This is a genomic window from Clostridium chauvoei (genome assembly GCF_002327185.1).
Classification (GTDB): domain Bacteria; phylum Bacillota; class Clostridia; order Clostridiales; family Clostridiaceae; genus Clostridium; species Clostridium chauvoei.
Window position 1 is genome coordinate 1713252 of sequence record NZ_CP018624.1, and the last position, 18246, is coordinate 1731497.

At 28.8% G+C, this 18246-nt stretch carries 21 protein-coding genes; all 21 read right to left on the reverse strand.

The window, feature by feature from the left end; genetic code table 11:
- Nucleotides 1-26 precede the first annotated feature (26 nt).
- Nucleotides 27-746, reverse strand: coding sequence for a flagellin lysine-N-methylase (gene fliB, locus BTM21_RS08070; protein WP_096145405.1), 720 nt, complete (start codon nt 744-746; stop codon nt 27-29).
- 167 nt (nt 747-913) lie between these two features.
- Nucleotides 914-2155 carry a flagellin N-terminal helical domain-containing protein gene (locus BTM21_RS08075; RefSeq protein WP_079481226.1) on the reverse strand — a complete coding sequence of 414 codons (1242 nt, stop codon included), beginning with the start codon at nt 2153-2155 and terminating at the stop codon, nt 914-916.
- 181 nt (nt 2156-2336) lie between these two features.
- Nucleotides 2337-3578 carry a flagellin N-terminal helical domain-containing protein gene (locus tag BTM21_RS08080; RefSeq protein ID WP_079481225.1) on the reverse strand — a complete coding sequence of 414 codons (1242 nt, stop codon included), beginning with the start codon at nt 3576-3578 and terminating at the stop codon, nt 2337-2339.
- A gap of 180 nt (nt 3579-3758) precedes the next feature.
- A complete protein-coding gene (locus tag BTM21_RS08085; protein ID WP_079481224.1) occupies nt 3759-5000 on the reverse strand; it encodes a flagellin N-terminal helical domain-containing protein in 1242 nt (413 codons plus the stop codon).
- A 293-nt stretch (nt 5001-5293) separates the two neighbouring features.
- Nucleotides 5294-5620, reverse strand: a complete 327-nt coding sequence (locus tag BTM21_RS08090) for a hypothetical protein (protein WP_021875205.1) — start codon at nt 5618-5620, stop codon at nt 5294-5296.
- Nucleotides 5621-5622: 2 nt separating this feature from the next.
- Nucleotides 5623-7185: a flagellar filament capping protein FliD gene (fliD, locus tag BTM21_RS08095; protein ID WP_021875204.1), complete on the reverse strand. Its 1563-nt coding sequence runs from the start codon at nt 7183-7185 to the stop codon at nt 5623-5625.
- Between the two features lie 26 nt (nt 7186-7211).
- On the reverse strand, nt 7212-7595 hold the full coding sequence (fliS, locus tag BTM21_RS08100) for a flagellar export chaperone FliS (protein ID WP_021875203.1): 384 nt from the start codon (nt 7593-7595) through the stop codon (nt 7212-7214).
- An 11-nt stretch (nt 7596-7606) separates the two neighbouring features.
- Nucleotides 7607-7888 (reverse strand): hypothetical protein, encoded by a 282-nt coding sequence (locus tag BTM21_RS08105; RefSeq protein WP_079481223.1) that lies wholly within the window; start codon nt 7886-7888, stop codon nt 7607-7609.
- A 15-nt stretch (nt 7889-7903) separates the two neighbouring features.
- A complete protein-coding gene (locus BTM21_RS08110; RefSeq protein ID WP_021875201.1) occupies nt 7904-8248 on the reverse strand; it encodes a flagellar protein FlaG in 345 nt (114 codons plus the stop codon).
- 11 nt (nt 8249-8259) lie between these two features.
- The gene (gene csrA, locus BTM21_RS08115; protein ID WP_021875200.1) at nt 8260-8475 is read right to left on the reverse strand and encodes a carbon storage regulator CsrA; all 216 of its coding nucleotides are present in this window, start codon (nt 8473-8475) and stop codon (nt 8260-8262) included.
- A gap of 88 nt (nt 8476-8563) precedes the next feature.
- Entirely contained in the window at nt 8564-8983 is a 420-nt protein-coding gene (fliW, locus tag BTM21_RS08120) for a flagellar assembly protein FliW (protein WP_021875199.1), read from the reverse strand.
- 13 nt (nt 8984-8996) lie between these two features.
- On the reverse strand, nt 8997-9989 hold the full coding sequence (gene flgL, locus BTM21_RS08125; protein ID WP_079481222.1) for a flagellar hook-associated protein FlgL: 993 nt from the start codon (nt 9987-9989) through the stop codon (nt 8997-8999).
- A gap of 16 nt (nt 9990-10005) precedes the next feature.
- Nucleotides 10006-11841: a flagellar hook-associated protein FlgK gene (gene flgK / locus BTM21_RS08130; RefSeq protein ID WP_021875197.1), complete on the reverse strand. Its 1836-nt coding sequence runs from the start codon at nt 11839-11841 to the stop codon at nt 10006-10008.
- 35 nt (nt 11842-11876) lie between these two features.
- Nucleotides 11877-12299: a flagellar protein FlgN gene (locus BTM21_RS08135; RefSeq protein WP_021875196.1), complete on the reverse strand. Its 423-nt coding sequence runs from the start codon at nt 12297-12299 to the stop codon at nt 11877-11879.
- 2 nt (nt 12300-12301) lie between these two features.
- Nucleotides 12302-12574, reverse strand: a complete 273-nt coding sequence (gene flgM / locus BTM21_RS08140; protein WP_021875195.1) for a flagellar biosynthesis anti-sigma factor FlgM — start codon at nt 12572-12574, stop codon at nt 12302-12304.
- Nucleotides 12575-12685: 111 nt separating this feature from the next.
- On the reverse strand, nt 12686-13822 hold the full coding sequence (gene fliY / locus BTM21_RS08145; RefSeq protein WP_079481221.1) for a flagellar motor switch phosphatase FliY: 1137 nt from the start codon (nt 13820-13822) through the stop codon (nt 12686-12688).
- Entirely contained in the window at nt 13815-14810 is a 996-nt protein-coding gene (gene fliM / locus BTM21_RS08150) for a flagellar motor switch protein FliM (RefSeq protein WP_021875193.1), read from the reverse strand. Before fliM ends, fliY begins: the two co-directional genes overlap by 8 nt.
- A gap of 16 nt (nt 14811-14826) precedes the next feature.
- A complete protein-coding gene (locus tag BTM21_RS08155; protein ID WP_021875192.1) occupies nt 14827-15222 on the reverse strand; it encodes a chemotaxis protein CheW in 396 nt (131 codons plus the stop codon).
- Between the two features lie 24 nt (nt 15223-15246).
- Nucleotides 15247-15606: a response regulator gene (locus tag BTM21_RS08160; protein WP_079481220.1), complete on the reverse strand. Its 360-nt coding sequence runs from the start codon at nt 15604-15606 to the stop codon at nt 15247-15249.
- Between the two features lie 17 nt (nt 15607-15623).
- Nucleotides 15624-16220, reverse strand: coding sequence for a chemotaxis protein CheC (locus BTM21_RS08165; protein ID WP_021875190.1), 597 nt, complete (start codon nt 16218-16220; stop codon nt 15624-15626).
- A gap of 16 nt (nt 16221-16236) precedes the next feature.
- On the reverse strand, nt 16237-18246 hold the full coding sequence (locus BTM21_RS08170; RefSeq protein WP_021875189.1) for a chemotaxis protein CheA: 2010 nt from the start codon (nt 18244-18246) through the stop codon (nt 16237-16239).

Here is an 18246-nt window from a genome sequence, read left to right on the forward strand (position 1 = left end):
CTTTTTACAAAGGGGAATTTTAATCGTTACATTGTAGGTATGTTACCAAAAGAATCTAGAATGTTTTTATCTTCTATTATATTTTTATATTTATCTATAAGGATATAACATTTTTCTATATTATTTTCCTTTAAAGCTTCTTGAACATTTTCCCCTATCATAGCAATTATAATTAAACGCTTCCATATAGATATGTTTCTATATTGCATAATACTTATACTAACACTTCTCAATTCCCAAAATAAATTATATATTTCATTTTCTGCTTTACATACTTTTCTTAAATATCTTGCTTCATCTAAAGGTGACTCTTCCTCAACATAATCAAAAGTTATTCCCCTTTTATTAAGTAAGACCTTTCTACACACTTCAGGACAAGATATAGCTAGTGATAACTCATGTAAATCATTAAATTTACTTCCTAATCTGGGATAAGTTTTACAAGTGTGACTTAAATACTTCTCCCCTAACTCCTTATGTATAGTACATAAATTATTACTATCAAGCAAAGGACAATTACCACGGGAATCTAATTGAATTCTACCATATTCATTGTCATTTTTTGCTTTTCTATTTCTCTTTACATTTTTATTTATTTCTATTCCAAAATCACTATTTAACTTTCTATATTTATAAAAAATCTCTTTATCAATATCTATATTCCATAACTTACAGCAATGATCTTCACATTCACTTCCTATACATTTAAACTCATCATAATAATAAGGCTTTAAAACTCTTCGCATAAAACTTATTCTCCCTAGACTTTTATATTTTAATCTATTTCTATTATCGTTATAAATAAAGTTTTCTTTATATAATAGAATCTATCTTTATTCATATCTTGCTTAAGAAAAAAGAGCGAGAAACAATCTCACTCTTTTTAAAATAACCATATAATGTTTTTTAATTACTATCTTAATAATTGAAGAACACCTTGTGGTTGTTGGTTAGCTTGACCAAGCATAGCTTGAGCTGCTTGTGAAAGGATGTTATTCTTTGAGAATGCCATCATTTCTTTAGCCATATCAACGTCTCTAACTCTTGATTCTGCTGCTGTTAAGTTTTCTGATGAAGTGTTTAAGTTGTTTATTGTATGTTCTAATCTATTTTGAACAGCACCTAACTTTGATCTTTGAGTTGATACTTGTTCTATAGCTGAATTTATAGTCTTTATGCTTCCGCTAGCTAATTCTCTAGTTGAAACATCTGAACCATTTATTGTAAATTTAGTTCCCGCAAGCATCTTACTTGTTTGGAATCCTAATTCAGCTTCTGTAACTTCACCTATACCTTCAATGTTTAATTTTTTATTACCTGCATCAAATGTTCCAATTAATTTGCCATCTTTTATTACATTAGTTCCTGAAATTTCATAACTTCCTGATGATAATTTTTTAGCTGCTCCTGTCATTGTATTTTTAATATCAGCAATTCCACCTTTAACAGTTAAAACAGCACCATCAGCTAATGCTGCTTTAGTAAATACTGTATCTTGTCCATTAACTACTATCTTTTTAGCTCCACTATTAAATGTACCAACAGTATTCCCATTTGTATCTACTAAATTAGTTCCTGATATTTTATAACTTCCATCAGCTAAGTTACTATTTAATGCTAATGCTTTGCTTTCAAGTGAGTTAGTTGTAGTTAATCCTAAACTTGCAGCACTCATGTTTCCGATATCTAATTTAACTGTTTGGTTTGAGTTAGCTCCAATTTGGAATTCTCCTTTGAAACCACCATCTAATAACTTTTGAGTATTGAATTCAGTATCTCCTGATATTCTGTTTATTTCTTCTGTTAATGAGTTTATTTCATCTTGGATAGCAGTTCTATCTACAGCTACGTTTGTATCGTTAGCTGATTGTACTGATAATTCTCTCATTCTTTGAAGAATTGAGTGAGTTTCACTTAAAGCTCCTTCAGCTGTTTGAATTAATGAAATACCATCTTGAGCATTTCTTGATGCTTGATCTAATCCTCTAATTTGACCTCTCATTTTTTCTGAGATTGCTAGTCCTGCAGCATCATCTCCAGCTCTGTTTATTCTTAAACCTGAGCTTAATTTTTCCATTGACTTACCTGCTGTAGCAATGTTTCCCATCATATTTCTGTGTGCGTTTAACGCATTCATATTGTGATTGATAATCATAATATAATTCCTCCTTGATTTTTAAATTAGACATCCCTGTCTTTTATTTTATATGTACAATTTATTCAAGTAATTTTCTTACTTATTCTAAATATCGTAACTATTTTTATCTACTTTAGCTTTTTTATTCTAAAAAAAATAACCAGAACAAATCTGGTTATTTTCAAAACTTAACTTACAATTATCTTAATAATTGAAGAACACCTTGTGGTTGTTGATTAGCTTGTCCAAGCATAGCTTGAGCTGCTTGTGAAAGGATGTTATTCTTTGAGAATGCCATCATTTCCTTAGCCATATCAACGTCTCTAACTCTTGATTCTGCTGCTGTTAAGTTTTCTGATGAAGTGTTTAAGTTGTTTATTGTATGTTCTAATCTATTTTGAACAGCACCTAACTTTGATCTTTGAGTTGATACTTGTTCTATAGCTGAATTTATAGTCTTTATGCTTCCGCTAGCTAATTCTCTAGTTGAAACATCTGAACCATTTATTGTAAACTTAACTCCATCTTTCATTTGGTCTGTTATAAATCCTAATTCCGCTTCTGTAACATCTCCAACGCCATCAATAGTTAACTTCTTAGCACCTGTTGCAAATGTTCCTACTAATTTACCATCTTTTATTACATTAGTTCCTGAAATTTCATAACTTCCTGATGATAATTTTTTAGCTGCTCCTGTCATTGTATTTTTAATATCAGCAATTCCACCTTTAACAGTTAAAACAGCACCATCAGCTAATGCTGCTTTAGTAAATACTGTATCTTGTCCATTAACTACTATCTTTTTAGCTCCACTATTAAATGTACCAACAGTATTCCCATTTGTATCTACTAAATTAGTTCCTGATATTTTATAACTTCCATCAGCTAAGTTACTATTTAATGCTAATGCTTTGCTTTCAAGTGAGTTAGTTGTAGTTAATCCTAAACTTGCAGCACTCATGTTTCCGATATCTAATTTAACTGTTTGGTTTGAGTTAGCTCCAATTTGGAATTCTCCTTTGAAACCACCATCTAATAACTTTTGAGTATTGAATTCAGTATCTCCTGATATTCTGTTTATTTCTTCTGTTAATGAGTTTATTTCATCTTGGATAGCAGTTCTATCTACAGCTACGTTTGTATCGTTAGCTGATTGTACTGATAATTCTCTCATTCTTTGAAGAATTGAGTGAGTTTCACTTAAAGCTCCTTCAGCTGTTTGAATTAATGAAATACCATCTTGAGCATTTCTTGATGCTTGATCTAATCCTCTAATTTGACCTCTCATTTTTTCTGAGATTGCTAGTCCTGCAGCATCATCTCCAGCTCTGTTTATTCTTAAACCTGAGCTTAATTTTTCCATTGACTTACCTGCTGTAGCAATGTTTCCCATCATATTTCTGTGTGCGTTTAACGCATTCATATTGTGATTGATAATCATAATATAATTCCTCCTTGATTTTTAAATTAGACATCCCTGTCTTTTATTTTATATGTACAATTTATTCAAGTAATTTTCTTACTTATTCTAAATATCGTAACTATTTTTATCTACTTTAGCTTTTTTATTCTAAAAAAATAACCAGAACAAATCTGGTTATTTTCAAAACTTAACTTACAATTATCTTAATAATTGAAGAACACCTTGTGGTTGTTGATTAGCTTGTCCAAGCATAGCTTGAGCTGCTTGTGAAAGGATGTTATTCTTTGAGAATGCCATCATTTCCTTAGCCATATCAACGTCTCTAACTCTTGATTCTGCTGCTGTTAAGTTTTCTGATGAAGTGTTTAAGTTGTTTATTGTATGTTCTAATCTATTTTGAACAGCACCTAACTTTGATCTTTGAGTTGATACTTGTTCTATAGCTGAATTTATAGTCTTTATGCTTCCGCTAGCTAATTCTCTAGTTGAAACGTCTGAACCATTTATAGTGAAGCTAACTTTATCAAGCATTTTACTAGTTTGGAATCCTAATTCTGCTTCTGAAACGTCACCTACGCCATCTATAGTTAACTTTTTCTTAGCTGCATCAAATGTTCCTGCTAATTTACCATCTTTAATTACGTTAGTTCCTTTAATTTCATAGTTTCCTGATGATAACTTTGTAGCTGCTCCTGTCATTGTATTTTTAATCTCAGCAGTTCCACTCTTAACTGTTAATACTGCATTCTCAGCTAATGCTGCTTTATCAAATACTGTATCTTTACCATTTACTGTTATCTTCTTACTAGCAGCATCAAATGTACCTACAGAGTTTCCATTTGTATCTACTAGATTTTTTCCTGATATTTTATATGTTCCATCAGCTAAGTTGCTATCTTTTGTTAATGCTTTGCTTTCAAGTGAGTTAGTTGTAGTTAATCCTAAACTTGCAGCACTCATGTTTCCGATATCTAATTTAACTGTTTGGTTTGAGTTAGCTCCAATTTGGAATTCTCCTTTGAAACCACCATCTAATAACTTTTGAGTATTGAATTCAGTATCTCCTGATATTCTGTTTATTTCTTCTGTTAATGAGTTTATTTCATCTTGGATAGCAGTTCTATCTACAGCTACGTTTGTATCGTTAGCTGATTGTACTGATAATTCTCTCATTCTTTGAAGAATTGAGTGAGTTTCTGCTAAAGCTCCTTCAGCTGTTTGAATTAATGAAATACCGTCTTGAGCATTTCTTGATGCTTGATCTAATCCTCTAATTTGACCTCTCATTTTTTCTGAGATTGCTAGTCCTGCAGCATCATCTCCAGCTCTGTTTATTCTTAAACCTGAGCTTAATTTTTCCATTGACTTACCTGCTGTAGCAATGTTTCCCATCATATTTCTGTGTGCGTTTAACGCGTTCATATTGTGATTAATAATCATAATATAATTCCTCCTTGATTTTTAAATTAGACATCCTTGTCTTTTATTTTATATATAAAACTTATTAATAAAATAAGTCTTATTACATAGTAATTTGAATTTTTTTGTTTTTGTTACTTTTTTATTATCGCAATTCCCATCAAATGCTTTATACTTTTTTTGAGATTTTTTTATTTTTTTTTAATTTAAATTTTAATTTTTATAGTATATCTTCTCACCCTCTTTTCTATTATCGTACTTTCATCGCATTACTTTATATTAATAAAAGTATTTTTCTATAAAATATATTTTAATTATATTTTTCTGTTAAAAAAACTTTGCGTTCTTATATTACTTCCATAAACTCTATTAGCATTTTTGCTTTTATGAAGCTTTTTAATTTCTTCTTTTACTTTATTCTGTTCTTCTATTATAGAATTCTTAAAATTACTATCTATAACATCTATAGAAAGCTTTTTATAAATTTCTTTTATTTCTTGTCTATCTATTCCTAAAGAGAAAATCTTTTTTAAGATTTCTTCTCTTTTATCTAAATATATATCTACATCTGCTTCATTTTCTATTTCTTTAATAGCTTTTTCTGTAATTTCTTTATATTCCTTTAGAAGTTCTTCTACCATACTTATTGTCCACCCATTTGTTGAGCTAAATATGATTGTTGAGAATTGTATTTGTTCATTGCAACTTCAAGCTTAGAATATTTAGAATATAAAAGTTGCTCTTTTCTTGCTAAATCTTTTTCCATTTCTTTTATTTTCTTTTCATGCTTTGCTATAGTCTTGCTAAGTTCATTATTATATGCAGTTGATGATCCTTCAATTCCAGCTTTTTTAATTATTGAAGCTGTTACTGTTACTGTCTCTTTATATAAAATATCTTTAACTCTATAAAGAACACCTGTCTTAGAATATTTTTCACTATCTGATAAACCTTTATCTTTTGGTGATGCTATAAATAAATTCATAACTGCTTCTGAATCTTCTTCTAAAGCTGCTTTTAATTTACTTTCATCTATAGTAAACATACCATTTTTATCTTTGTAATCTCCATTTGGCTTTATACCGATTTTTTCTAAATTAGTGCTAACTCCATCCACTAAAGCTCCCATAGCTCGTTTCATTTGATTAGCTATTCTTGAAACATCAGAATCTCTACTTAATTGACCTTTTTTAACTTTTTCGTCCCAAAGCTTAATTTCACTTTCTGACATTTCCTTCTTTTGTTCACTTGTTAATGGTTTAAAACTTCTATCTCTTTTTTCTAAAACTACTGTATTTAATTTTTCTATTAATTTATTATAGTCTTTTACAAAGTTAACTATTTTTTCTTTAGCTTCTGTAACATCAGCTTTTCCTATTAGTCTAACTTCTTCACCATTAGTTTTATCGTTAAAACTAAATTCTACACCATCTAAATTTAGTTTATTATTTGTACCTGTATAATCATATACCTCACCCTTAGAGTTTGTTATCTTAGCTATACAATCCTCACCAGTTGATTTATATTTTCCAATTTCTTGCTTTTCAACTGTAGGGATACCACTTGGTCCTAACTCTACTTTTCCATCAGCACCTTTTTTATAAGTTGTAACATCTATTGTAAATGTATTATCCTTACCATCTATTTTAGCGCCTGTATCTTTTGTTTCTATAACTATTCCCTTAGAAAATTCGCTATACTTTATCTTAAATTCATCTGAATCTGCTTTAGGGAAGGCTGCTTTTATTTTATTTACAATTTCTTTATTATCAGACTTATCAACATTAGCTAAATCTATTTCAACAGTTTTTCCCCCACCAAATTTTAAAGTTAATTTATCAGTATCTTTTATATCATCTTCTTTTATAGTTATAGATGCTGGTTTTGCTATTTGATCTACTGAAACTTTATAATTACCTGATTTTGCTCCAGCTAAACCATTTGCAGATACAGCACCTTCATCAGTAGAATTAAAGTTTACTGTGCTATAGTTTTTAGATAAAAGTAAACTATCCTTACCTGCTAAATCAAAGTACTTATTATAAAACTCTCTACTATCTTTGATTACTTCTCTATATAATTTTTGTTTTACTTCAACTTCTTCTTTCTTTTGGATTTTTTGATCAACTCTAATTTTATATGGTTTCATAGATTCTTTCATAATTTGATCCATATCTAGTCCTGATGCTAAACCTGTTATTCTCATTAGTACTACTCTCCCCTTATTTCTTTTTATCTATTTAACTTAGAAACTTCATAAGCTTCATACCATATATCTCTTATTTCTTCTATTAATGGCATTAACTCATCTAAAGCTTGAATATCTTTGTTTATATTTATTTCAACTAATTTATTTTTTATAAATTCATATACAGAAAAAATTTGTTCCGCCCATTCTCCAGCGCTTTGATCTAAACTTACCATTAATTCAGTAAAAATATTTTGTACCTTTACTAAATTTTCATGACTTTTTTTAACATCTTTACTAACAAGCGATTCTCTTGCTATTTTTGAGAATTTCACCGCTCCATCTACTAGCATTAATAGTAGTTGTTCCTTTGATGCATAGTTTACACTGTTATTTTTATATACATTAAATGCATTGCTACCGTACATTTATTTTCCTCCTACTTTTTAATATCTAAAAAAGTTCCGTACGCTGATATCTTACAGTTTTCATCCTTTTCTGCTTCTACTTTTATTGAGGGTTCTACTAATTTAGTAGCTTTTATAATTATTTTTTTATCTTTCTTGTTTTCTTTTACATGCTCTTTAAAGGATTTTTCTTTTTGTTTTTCACTATCTTTATATATTAGTATATTAGTCTTTCTATGAACCTTTCCATCTCTTGTTTTTTCATAAACTTTTCTTCTTAAGTCTGTATCAATTTTATTTAATAAAAAGTTCATAGCCACCCCTCCTAATTATGCCTTTTTATCTACTACTACTCCAGCCATTTTACACATTTTAGCTACTAAATCTAATATTTTTTCTGGCGGACATTCCATTAGTACTTCTTTTGTATTACTATCTATTATTTTTATCATTATATCCCCAAAATCTTTATGAACGGAGTACTCAGCATAAGTATTATCATCTTTTAAAAACTTATTAAGTTCATCTATAGCGTTTATAACATCTTCTTTTTTATACCTATTATCATTTTTTACTACTTCTATAACTTCCCTGTCTTCAAAGATTTTAAATTCTTGTTTTTTACATATATCTAGGTTAGCTTGTCCTCCTTGATTCACTACCTTATCTATCATTGTTTACACCTCTATTTTTTAAAACTCTTAAGTATATCTATGCTAATTTTTGTTGCCTCTATATTTTCACTTTCAACTTCCTTAAAAAGTTCTTTTCTTAAAATAGTTACTTCCTTCGGTGCTTTAACTGCAAGTTTTACACTACCATCTTCTATTTTTGATATTGAAACTTCTATATTATCTCCGATTAATAGTGATTCACCTTTTTTTCTTGTAATTACTAACAAGTATTACTCCTCCTTTTTAATTGACAAGCTTAATTATCTTGTAATTGATTTTTTAAGTTTATATTGTCAATTATTAATCGCCCATTATCTATATTGAAAGTTGGTGCTTTATCTTGTATTTATCTACATCTACTATAAATTGTTCCCCTTTTTTATTTTTTATATTAATAATTAATGGGGCCTTTAAATTTGCAGTTATTTTTTTTACATCAGAATTTAAAGTAACTATAGAATATAACATTACATCACTTGGTGATTCAATTTTTAATTTCTTTATTATTTCTTCATTTAGTTTTACTTCATAATTATTTTCTATTAAAAATGGTGACATTATAACAAATGCTAACTCTTCATTTTCTATTGATTGTAATATGTTAAATGGAGTTTCACTAAGTTCCTTTATTACATACTGTTTTAAATCACCAAAGCCTGGTAACCCTTTTTCAAAACTTATTATTTCTTCTTCACTATATATTATTTTTCCATGTATAGGAGACATTATTTCCATGAAAACCCCTCCGCTATTTTATAAAATCTATTAAAGTAGGTTGTAGTATTCTAGCACTTGTTTGTAATGATGCCATATATATACTTTTAGCTACTGAAACTTCCATAGTTTTTTCTGCAAAATCTATATCTTCTGTTTTAGATAATATATCTGTCATATTGAAGTTATGTTCTTCATTTTGCTCTTGTGCAGATTCCATTCTGTTCATTTTAGCTCCAACTTCTGATCTTATTCTATGTATATTAGCCATAGTTTCATCTATAGTTAATAAATTTTCATTTACTACTCTTGATGAAATAATAGGATCTGTTGAATCTAAATTATTTGTTAATTCAGTAAGAAAATTCATAACATTTACTTTTTCATTTTTACCTTTAAAAACTAATAAATCTGTAGCTGAAACACTATAATCCATAGTTACTCCCTGAGTAACTTCAACTTTTAATTTTTTAGATATCATAGAAATTTGAGTTTGTATAGTATCGTCATTAGAATCTAATCTTAAAATTTCTCCATCTTTTCCACTTAGGTTTATTACATTGTTTCCTGTTCCCGCATCTTGTATAGTATTTACTGGTTTAGAACTTCCTTTTGTTCCTCCAAATATGTACTTACCATCAAAGTTAGTATTTAATATTTGTGATACTTCATTTATTTTTTCATTTATTTCATCTTTTATAGCTCTCTTTTCATCAACCCCATAAGCTGCATTTCCCGCGGATACCATTAACTCTCTAATTCTTTGAAAAGAGTTATTTAATTGCTCTAAAGCAACATCTGTAGTTTCTAACCAATTTGATGTGTCTTTAATATTTTCATTATATTGTTTATTTGTTCCAATATCGGTATGTAATTGCATACTTCTAGCTACTTTAAAAGGGTTATCTGAAGGTCTTCTTATTTCTTTACCTGAAGTTAATTGTTCATTTAATGTTTTTAAATTTGATTGATTTCTTCCTAAATCTCTTAAAAAACTATTAGACATCATTGAATTTGTAATTCTCATGATTAATTCCTCCTAATTATCTCTTTAATCCATTTACTACTACATCCAACAACTCATCTACAGTTGCAATTATTTTAGCATTTGCATTATATGCATGTTGGAATTGAACTAAGTTAGCCATTTCGTCATCTAAAGAAACACCTGATTCTGATTTTCTTGTTTGTTCTAAACTAAATAATAAGTCTTCTTGATTTGAAACCATTCTTTTAGCTTCTTGTGCTTGTACTCCTAATCTATCTATTGTATCTTTAAAATAACCATCCATCTTCATACCTGATGGACTATTAGCTATTTTTAATCCACCACTACTTAAAGGTGTTCCACCTTTTTTCATATCAAACATATCTTGTCTTGATTTTATTGTTTCATTAATATCTTGTATCTTAATAAGTGAATCTCTAAGCTGAGCTATTGCTAAAGCTCTTGAGCCATCTGATTCCCCGTCAATTGTATTATGTGATGGATATGCAAATCTATCATCATTAGTTCTAGTCTTCATTTTCATAACATCACTTAATATTTCTTTATTTATAGAAATATTTTTAGCTGTTATTTCTTCTTCCCCATGAAGAGTGCTATCTAAATTACTTAATAAATTATTATTAGTATATTTTGCTACATCTTTATTAACAAAGAATGGTAAATAATCTCTTTCTATTTCTGCTCCATTGTTTAAAGGATTATCCATCCCGCTATGCACAGCATTTACTGAAAAAGCTATTGTTTTTGAAAGCTTATTTAATTGCCCCATATAATCTTTAATATCTTTTTGTATAGATATTAATCCACTTAAATCACCACTCTTAGGTTTAAATATCATTAATTCTGAACCATGAATAGTAGCTCCATCTGATATTGGATATCCATCTGCTTTAGTAGCCTGTCCTGACTCAGATGCCCAAATCATTCTACTATTTTCAATCTCTACAACTTGTTCTTTTGAAAGTCCAGTTACTTTCATAGTTTGTTTATTTTCTTCACTATCCATGTTTCCATTTTTATAATAAGTTATTATATAAGTATCCTCTGAAAAATCCTTTGCATCCTTTTCAATACTAGAAACAAAAGACATTCTAGCTACTTGAGTATTCGGAGCAGCACTTACTAGATTAGAAACCTTCATTCCACCTACATCTTCTGGTCTTACATCAATACCATTAAACGCTTTTCTATCTACTTGAACATTAAATTTATAACTTAATTTATCTAGTAATAAATCTCTTTTATCCATTAAATCATTAGGAGTGTTTCCTGTTACACTTACCCCTATTATTTCTTGGTTTATTCTATCTATTTGACCAAGAATACTATTTAATTCTACTACTCCACTTTTTATCATTTGTTGGGCATTTGATTGTAGATCTTCCATTTTTGTATATGTGCTATTTAAGGTGTCGCATAAAGCTGCTGTTTGTTGTGCCACAACAGTTCTTGCATTTGAACTATTTGGTTGTTTAGATAATTCTTGAAATGAATCAAAAAATTTTCCCATAAGAGTTGATAAACCCGTATCAGAGGGTTCATTAAATACGCTTTCTATTTCATATAAAAACTTATTTCTTGATTCATATTTTCCAAGAATAGCTGTCTCATTTCTCACCTGAAAATCTAAAAAGTTATCTCTCACTCTTTCTATAGCTTGAACTTGTGCTCCTGTACCAAGTTGTCCCGCTTGTACTGAAGCATTTATTCCTGTTCCTCCAAAAGGACGTGTAGTTTCTATTTTGGCTCTTTGTCTACTATATCCAACAGTATTTGCATTAGATACATTGTGAGAGGTTACATCTATGCTTTTTTGTTGAACATTCATTCCACATTTTGCAATGTTAAATGTTGAAAATAATCCTGACATATTTTTCCTCCATAACTTTAATATAAATATTTAATTTATCTATTTATGTTTCCATAAGAATTATAAACTGGTACTTCTCTATTTGGATTTATAATTGTAAGAAGTCTATTAGTAAGACTTAATTGTTGTTTTAAAAGTAACTCATTAGTATCTTTTTGAAGCTGTATTGCATTTAATACTTTCTTAATTTCTCTATACACATTATCAAGTTCTATATCTTCTGTATTTTTTAATACATCTGTAATTGTAAAATTGCCTAAAAGCTTTCTTCTTTCTATCTCTATTTCTGCAACTTCTTTATTACAATGTTGTATCTTCTCTACAACTTCTTCTAGTCCAAATATATCTTTATTCATAAGTAATTCATATTGTTTATCTAATAATTCTAGTAATTTATTTAATGCCTTTTTTTCTTTAACTAATACTTTAATTAATAAAACTACTATTTCATTAATCATTTCTATTTTCTCCTCATTTCATCAATCATAGCTTTAGCAGTTAATTTAGCATCTATTTTATAAGTTCCATTTGATAATTTATTTTTTATCTCATTTACTTTTGCACTTTTATCATAATCGCTTCTATCTATACCATAATCTCTTAAAGCTTTTGCTTCTTTAGATATTTCAATTCTATCTTTTGATACTTTATTTTCTATTTTATTCACTTTACTATTTGATACTTTGTTATAATAATTTATCCCACTAGTTAATCCAATTCCTTTAATATTCATTAAAATTCCTCCTATTTAATTTCCCTATTTAATTATCGTATGCACTTGTTGTAAGTTTATACTAAAGTAGAAAAAAAGCCAATCTATCCATTTAAATAGACTGGCTTTTTTCTATCTTAAAGACTTAATTCTTTCTGTATTATTTACTATACTAGTAATTCTAACACCAAAACTTTCATCTATAACTACAACTTCACCTAATGCAATTTGTTTTCCATTAATTAGAATTTCAACTGGCTCTTCAGCTAGTTTATCTAACTCTATAAGTGAACCTGTACTTAAGTTTAATATATCTTTTATACTTTTTTTAGTTCTTCCCAGTACTACTGATATATTTAAAGGTACATCTAATATTAAATCTATATTTTTATTTGATTCCCCTAAAACTCTAGGTTGTAGTGGTTCAAATGATGCCTTATTTACTTCTATTGTTGGTTGTTTTACATTAATGTCTTTATTCATAACAGTTTCCTCTATTGTCGCATTAGAAGCCTTTATTGTATTCACATTTATAGCTTCTTCTATTTGTATATTATCATCTACTTTAGCTTCTTCTATTTTTGTTAGAGCTGCTTCTTCTTCTCCCATCATTATAGAAACTATCTTTTTAGCGGTAGCGATAGGTAAAATTTGCATTACATTTGATTCTAATAAATCACCTATTTTTAAATCAAAACATACTCTTACTATTTCTTCATCTTCTTCTATTGTATCTGCAATACTTTCTTGTAATCCCTTCCATATCTTAGAGCGTGGTGGGGATATATTTACTTCTCTTGCAAACATAGTGGCCATAGAAGTAGCTGCTGAACCTATCATTTGATTCATAGCTTCTTGTACTGCACTAACTTCAATTTCTGATAGTTCAATACTTTCTACTTGACCATTACCACCCATCATAAGATTAGCTATTACTGCAGCATCTGTAATTTTCATTATTAATATATTTCTACCTATAATTCCTGTTACATACTCAACATCAAGAATTATATTAGGATATTCAAACCCTTCCTTTATTTCTCTTAATGTTGTAATCGAAACCTTAGGAGTTGTTATATTTACTTGTTGATTTATTATTTGATAAAGAGCTGTTGATGCTGAACCCATAGATATATTTCCTATTTCACCAAGCAAATCTTTTTCTATATCTGATAGTTTTTCTAAATTAACTTCTTTCTCTTTTCCTGACTCACTATCTCCATTTAATAATGAATCTATTTCTTCTTGTGATAAAAACCCATTACTCATACTCATTCACATCCTTATCTAAAATATCCAAAAGCTCTACGCCTATGTTTTTTCCAACAATCCCTGGTTTAGCTATAAAGCATTCTTGATCTTCTACATAAACCTTAATAGGATCATCAAACTTCGAATTTAATACTAAAACATCGCCAGTTACTAGATTTAAAAAATCATCTACTGTTACTTCTGTATTTCCAATTTCAGCATACATAGATACTTCAACAGGCTTTAATCCTTCTTTTAGCTTTTCCTTAGATTCTTCTATTAATTCTGTTTCATCTGTTCTAAACCAATATTGTACTATCAATTTATCTAACACCTTTTCTACACTTAGATATGGAATACATAAATTCATATATGTAGTACCTCTACCAAGTTCAACTGCGAAAGTTAAAAGAGCTACTGGTTCATTTGGTGCTAAAGTTTGATTCGCTGATGGATTCGTTTCTAATCCTTCAAACTCTGGTTTAACATCTAATACTCCATCCCAAGCCAAAACTAAGTTTTTAATCATATCAGATGTGATTTGAGATAATATGTTTTTATCTATTTCAGAAAAATCTTTAGAATATTTCTTCCTATCCCCTGTTCCGCCTAAAAGTATATCAAGAATTTGGAAAGAGAACTGAGGGTTCATTTCTAGAAGTATATTTCCTTGTAATGGTGGCATTCTAAAAACAGTTATTATTGTAGGATTAGGTATTGAATGTATAAATTCTTCATAGGTTATTTGTTCGACACTTTTTATTTCTACCTTTACATTCTTTCTTAATTGACCTGATAGATAATTTCCTACAATTCTAGCAAAGCTATCATGTACCATTTCTAATGTTCTTATATGATCTTTTGAAAACTTTTGAGGGCTTCTAAAATCATATTTTTTCACCTTTTGCTTATCATCTGTGTCAACCAACTCCTCAGGTGCAACATCCCCTTTAGATAAGGCAGATAATAAGGCGTCTATTTCGTTTTGTGATAAAACTTCTGCCATTTTCCTCCCTCATTTCTTATTGATTTAATAATTTTTCTATGTCTATTATGGTAAGTAATTTACCATTTAAGTCAATTACTCCTCTTAAATACCCTTGATTATGAGATTCTAATTGTTGTAGATTGTTGTCATCTATATCTATAACTTCTTCTACTTCATCTACTGCAATTCCAATCTCTTCTTCATCTAATTTTAAAATTATTATATTATTTTGCTGTTTATTTGAATTTATATTTAGTAATAAATTAATGTCAACTAAAGACTTTATACTTCCTCTTAAATTTATTAATCCTTTTATATATATAGGAGATTTAGGAACTTTAGTTATACTCATCATATCATTTATACTTTGTATTTTTTCAGTTTCAACTGCAAAATGCTCTTTCCCTAATTTAAATACTACAAATTGCATTTAACATGCCTCCTAATTTAGGTTTTAACCTAGTACCTTATTTATAGCCTCTAACACTCTATCTGCTTGGAATGGCTTTACTATAAAATCTTTTGCTCCTGCTTTTATGGCATCCATAACCATTGATTGTTGTCCCATTGCAGAACACATAACTACTTTAGCACTTGGATCAAACTCTTTTATAGCCTTAACAGCTTCTATTCCATCCATATCTGGCATTGTTATATCCATTGTAACAACATCTGGGTTTTCTTTTTTATATAAATCCACCGCTTCTATTCCATTACACGCTTCTCCTACAACTTCAAATCCATTCTTTTGAAGTATATCCTTTACCATCATTCTCATAAATGCTGCATCATCAACGATTAATACTTTTGCCATTTTTATTCCCTCCAAAATTATCCTATTCCTAAAGATTCTAATATTTTTTCTAAAGATCCAGGAGCTGGTACATAATATAAATTTCCTTTTATATTACTACTATCATCTCCTGAAAATAATGTTTCTATGTCTAAAATATACTCATTATACTGTCCTGCATCTACAAATGTAGATACAAGTATTGCACTTAGCATATCATTAGCTATTGCCGGAACTGATACTGTAGCCTTAATGTTAATAAAATTTGATATTGCATTCATAAATGAAGATGCTATTATATTACCTACTTCGGCTATAACAGAAGCCCCCATTTCATCTAAACTTTTTTTATCTCTACATAATCTAGAAATAATATTTAATGCACTATCTGTTTCAAAAACATATAAAAGACTTCCTTCAATATCATCTAATACTTTAACTAAAACTGCAACTACTTCATTTTCTTCATATTGATTGAATAACTCTTCAAACCCTATGATATTAATATTGGGTACTGACATATCTATTTTACTACCTAATAACACCGATAAAGCTGTTGCTGAATTACCAGCTCCTATATTTGAAACTTCTCTTAAAGCATCTAATTGTATCGATGTTAATTCTTTGTAATTCATATTACTTCCCCCATATTTATATAAGTGCCGCTACATCTAAAATCAATGTTACTGAACCATTCCCTAATATTGTGGCTCCAATATATTCTTTTAATGTATTTAATGTTTTACCTAAAGGCTTTATAACTATTTCTTGTTGTCCTAATAGTGAATCTACAAGAAGACCAACAGTTTTTTCTCCAACTTTTACTATTATAATAAAGTTTCTTGTTGATTCTTCATTCTCAATTCCAAGACGTTCATTTAATCTTATAAGTGGAATTACATCATCTCTATATAAAATAACTTCTTTTCCATTAGTTTTCTTGATATTTTCTTTTTTATAATCAATAACTTTATCAATGAATCCTAATGATATCGCAAATGTTTCTTCCCCTACTTTTACTAATAAAGCTTGAATAATTTGTAATGTTAAAGGAAGTTTTATTACAAAAGTTGATCCAACTCCATCTCCACTTATAACATCTACTGATCCACCTAGAGAAGCTATTTTGGTTTTTACAACATCCATTCCTACGCCTCTACCAGATATATCTGTTACAACTTCATTAGTACTAAAGCCTTGAGCAAATATAAGGTTCCTTATATCATTATCACTCAAACCGTCTGTATTTATCCCAACTTTTTGAGCTTTAGCTTTTACTTTTTCAACATTTATTCCGGCACCATCATCTATAACCTTTATTAATGCCTTAGTTCCTTCTTGATATGCTACTAATTTTATAGTACCTTCTTTAGATTTTCCACTAGCTATTCTTTCTTCTTTACTTTCTATTCCATGGTCAGCTGCATTTCTTAATAGATGTATTAATGGTTCACCAATTTCATCTATTACAGTTCTATCTAATTCAGTTTCTGCACCTTCAACTATAAACTTTATGTCCTTATCTAACTCTACAGATAAATCTCTTATCATTCTTGGGAATCTATTAAATACAACGTCTAAAGGTAACATTCTAATTTTCATAACTAAATCCTGAAGATCAGAAGTAGTTCTTTCTACCTGTTCCAAAGTTTCCACTAACTCTTGTGATTTATCATCTATTACTATTTGTTCTAATCTAGTTCTATATATAACAAGCTCTGACACCATATTCATAAGCTTATCTATTCTTTCTAAGTCTACTCTTACTGACTGATGTCCTTTTTTAACATCTTTTTTCTTTTCTGATCTCTTTTCACTTGTTGAAGGTTTAGAAACTTCTTTTGCTTTTATTTCTGGTGCCTTCTCACTCTTTACTTCTTCAGGTGATGTTTGTTCATCAATAGCAATATCCTCTAACTTAATACTTGAAGTTATTACTTCAATAACTTCTGAAATGTTACTTACAACATTTTTTATTTCCTCTTCTTCGTTTCTGGTAATAATTGTAAAAGTTAGCTTTGAGTCAAATTGTTCACTTTCTATATCTTCAGTAGATGGAATAGACTTTATTATTTCCCCATGGTTTTCTAATTCTTGTACAATTAAAAAAGCTCTAGCTGATTTTAATAAAGTTTCTTCACTTAATGTTACTTCTATATTTACAACATTAAAAGTATTTTGTAACGCTTGTTTTATAATAGATAAATCATATTCATTTAATTTAATATCTATTTCATTTTTACTTTCAGGTATTTTTATGCTTTTTTCGCTTTTATTTGATTCTGATGCTGATATTTTTTGTAATGAATTAATTATACTCTTTATATCAACAATTTCATCATTACCTTCTTCTATGTTAGTTACCATCTTTTCCAATGTATCTAAACAATCAAATAAAATTGTTACAACATCTTGTGTAACCTCAAGCTTACCTTCTCTGAAATTTGATAATACATCTTCCATTTTATGGGTTAATTCTGCGATATCATTAAATCCCATTGTTGCAGCCATACCTTTTATTGTATGAGCAACTCTAAAAATCTCATTTAGTTTGTCTATATCATTTGGCTCTTGTTCTAAATCTAACAAGGCTTCATTTAAAATTTGTAAATTATCCATAGACTCTTCTAAAAACATATTCATATATTGAGATGTATCCAT